This window comes from Streptomyces sp. NPDC004561, from assembly GCF_053602155.1.
In genome coordinates, this window is the sequence record NZ_JBSGDB010000614.1 from 1 (window position 1) to 3,011 (window position 3,011).

Consider the following 3,011-nt stretch of genomic DNA (forward strand, 5'->3'; position numbering starts at 1 on the left):
CCAACACCGACCTGACGATTCCCAGCGGGCGCGGGATCGCGCCGGGGAACGGGGCGGCCGTGGAGGTCGTGCGGATCGCGACCGGCGCGGAGCCGCAGGTGGCGGGCAAGCCGCTGCCTCCCATGCACAAGGAGACGATCATCCGGACCGGTGCGGAGCGGCCGCTGGTGGTCGGGGACCGGCTGGACACCGACATCGAGGGCGCGTTCAACGGCCAGGTCGACTCGCTGCTGGTGCTGACCGGCGTCACCGACGGGGCCCTGCTGCTGGCCGCGCCACCGCGGCACCGGCCGACGTACGTGGACGCGGACCTGCGGGGGCTCCTCACCGGGCAGCCCGATGTCACCCCGAAGGGTGACGGTTTCCGTTGCGGCGGGTGGACGGCCACGGCCGGGGCGGACCGGCTGGAGCTGGCGGGCGACGGCGAGGCCCTGGACGGCCTGCGCGCCCTGTGCGCGGCGGCCTGGACGGCGGGCGGCGACGACTCCTGCCGGCTGGACGGCGGTAAGGCGCTGGCGAGGCTCGGGCTCTGAGCCGCCGCGGCTTCCTGCGCTCGGGGATCGAGATCGTAAGCGAGGGTAGGCTAACCTAACCTCGTGTTGGTCGACAGTCCTCCGGAACCGCGCGCGGAGACCGCCCCCGCGCCCCCAACCCGCCGGGCGGTACGGGCCCTTGGGCTCCTGCTCTCCGTAGTGATCCTGGTGCTCGTCGCCCTGGCGAGCATCGCGATCGGCGCCAAAGGGCTCTCGCCCGGCCAGGTCTGGCACGGCCTGTTCCACGACTCGGGGACGTACGGCGACGTCGTCGTGGACGAGCGGCTCTCACGCACGGTCCTCGGTCTGCTGGCCGGGGCCGCGCTCGGCCTGTCGGGCGCGGTGCTCCAGGCGCTCACCCGCAACCCGCTGGCCGACCCCGGACTGCTCGGGATCAACGCCGGCGCGTCGGCGGCCGTCGTCACCGCCATCACCTGGTTCGGCGTCACCAGCCTCACCGGCTATGTGTGGTTCGCCTTCCTCGGGGCGGCGGCCGTGGGCGCGCTGGTGTGGTTCCTCGGCGGCAGCCGGGGCGCCACCCCGGTACGGCTCGCGCTCGCCGGCACGGCCGTCAGCGCGGCCCTCTACGGCTACCTCCAGGCCGTGATGATCATGGACGACGCGGCCCTGGGCAGGATGCGGTTCTGGACGGTGGGTTCGCTGGCCTCGGCCACCGACTCGACCATCGTGCAGGTGCTGCCGTTCATCGGGGCCGGCACGGTCCTCGCGCTCGCGCTGGCCCGGCCGCTGAACGCCGTGGCGATGGGCGACGACACCGCCCGCGCCCTCGGCGCCGACCTCAACCGCACCCGCGCCCTGGCCATGCTGGCCGCCACGGTGCTGTCCGGCGCGGCGACCGCAGCCTGCGGGCCCATCGTGTTCGTCGGCCTGATGGTCCCCCACGCGGTGCGCTCCTTCACCGGCCCCGACCTGCGCTGGATCCTGCCGTACGCCACGGTCCTGTCGCCGGTGCTGCTGCTCGGCGCCGACGTCGTCGGCCGGATCGCGGCCCGCCCCTCGGAACTCCAGGTCGGCATCGTCACCGCCGTCATCGGCGGCCCGGCCTTCATCTTTCTCGTACGACGGCGGAGGACGGCCCAGCTGTGAGGACACACACCAGGAGCCGTGCCGTACGCGCCCCCGGCGGGCTGTCCCTGCGCCTGGACGTCCGGGCCCTGCTCGTCGTCGTACTGCTGCTGGCCGCAGGCTGCGCCGCGGGCGTCGCGCTGATCGGCACCGGCGACGCGCGGATCCCGGCGGCCGACGTGCTGAGGACGCTCGCCGGGAACGGCACCGCGTACCAGGACTTCGTCGTCAACGAGCTGCGGCTGCCGCGTGTCCTGGTCGGGCTGCTGGTCGGCGCCTCGCTGGGCCTGGGCGGCGCGCTGTTCCAGTCCGTCTCCCGCAATCCGCTGGGCAGTCCGGACGTGCTCGGCCTGTCGCAGGGCTCGACGGCGGGCGCGCTGGTCGTGATCGTGCTGATGTCCGGCGGCGCCGCCCAGGTCACCGTCGGCGCGCTGGTCGGCGGCCTGGCCACCGGACTGGTCATCCATCTGCTCGCCTGGAAGCAGGGCGTGCACGGATACCGGCTGGTCCTGGTCGGTATCGGCGTCTCCGCGGTCGTCACCGCGGTCAACGGCTATCTGCTCACCAAGGCCGACCTGGTCGACGCGGCCCGCGCGGTGGTCTGGATGACCGGCTCTCTCGACGGCCGCGACTGGGACCAGGTCCGGCCGCTGCTCGCCCTGTGCGCCGTCCTCGTCCCGCTCGTCCTCTGCAACGCGCGCGGCCTGCGGATGATGGAGATGGGCGACGACACCGCGAACGCCCTCGGGGTGCGTGTGCAGCGCGTCCGGCTGGTGCTGATGGTCTGCGCCGTGCTGCTCACCGCGGCCGCCACGGCCGCCGCGGGACCCGTCAGCTTCGTCGCGCTCACCGCCCCGCAGCTCGCCCGGCGCCTGACCCGCTCGCCGGGGCCGAACCTGGTGCCCTCCCTCTGCATGGGCGCCACCCTGCTGGTCGCCGCCGACTGGGCCTCGCAGCGCGCCTTCGGCGCCGACCAACTGCCCGTCGGCGTGGTCACCGGCGTCCTCGGCGGCGGCTATCTGCTGTGGCTGCTGGTCACCGAGCGCAGGGCGGGCCGGATATGAGCGACACGCACCCGATCACCTCTAGGAGCACTGTGAACCGCCTGTCCGCCGAGAACGTCACCCTCGCCTACGACCGGCGCGTCATCGCCGAGCAGCTGTCGGTGGAGATCCCGGACCGGTCCTTCACGGTGATCGTCGGCCCGAACGCGTGCGGCAAGTCGACGCTGCTGCGGGCGCTGTCGCGGATGCTCAAGCCGGCCGAGGGACGGGTGCTGCTCGACGGGCAGGCCATCCGGTCGCTGCCCGCGAAGAAGGTCGCGCGCACCCTCGGCCTGAATCGTCAACGAGGGATGGTCAACCCCCTTGCAGGGAAGGTGAATCCTGTGGC

4 protein-coding genes are annotated in these 3,011 nt (G+C 73.6%); all 4 read left to right on the forward strand.

Annotated elements, in window-relative coordinates; translation table 11 throughout:
• Nucleotides 1-533, forward strand: a 533-nt coding sequence (locus tag ACWEN3_RS41980) for an HAD hydrolase-like protein (RefSeq protein ID WP_452982666.1), incomplete at its 5' end; no start/stop codon positions are given.
• A 63-nt stretch (nt 534-596) separates the two neighbouring features.
• Complete coding sequence (locus tag ACWEN3_RS41985; protein WP_452982669.1) at nt 597-1,640, forward strand: FecCD family ABC transporter permease; 1,044 nt, start codon at nt 597-599, stop codon at nt 1,638-1,640.
• Nucleotides 1,637-2,683: a FecCD family ABC transporter permease gene (locus ACWEN3_RS41990; protein ID WP_452982672.1), complete on the forward strand. Its 1,047-nt coding sequence runs from the start codon at nt 1,637-1,639 to the stop codon at nt 2,681-2,683. Before ACWEN3_RS41985 ends, ACWEN3_RS41990 begins: the two co-directional genes overlap by 4 nt.
• Nucleotides 2,680-3,011: ATP-binding cassette domain-containing protein (locus ACWEN3_RS41995; RefSeq protein ID WP_452982675.1), on the forward strand; the 332-nt coding region annotated here is incomplete at its 3' end. The genes ACWEN3_RS41990 and ACWEN3_RS41995, both read left to right, overlap by 4 nt.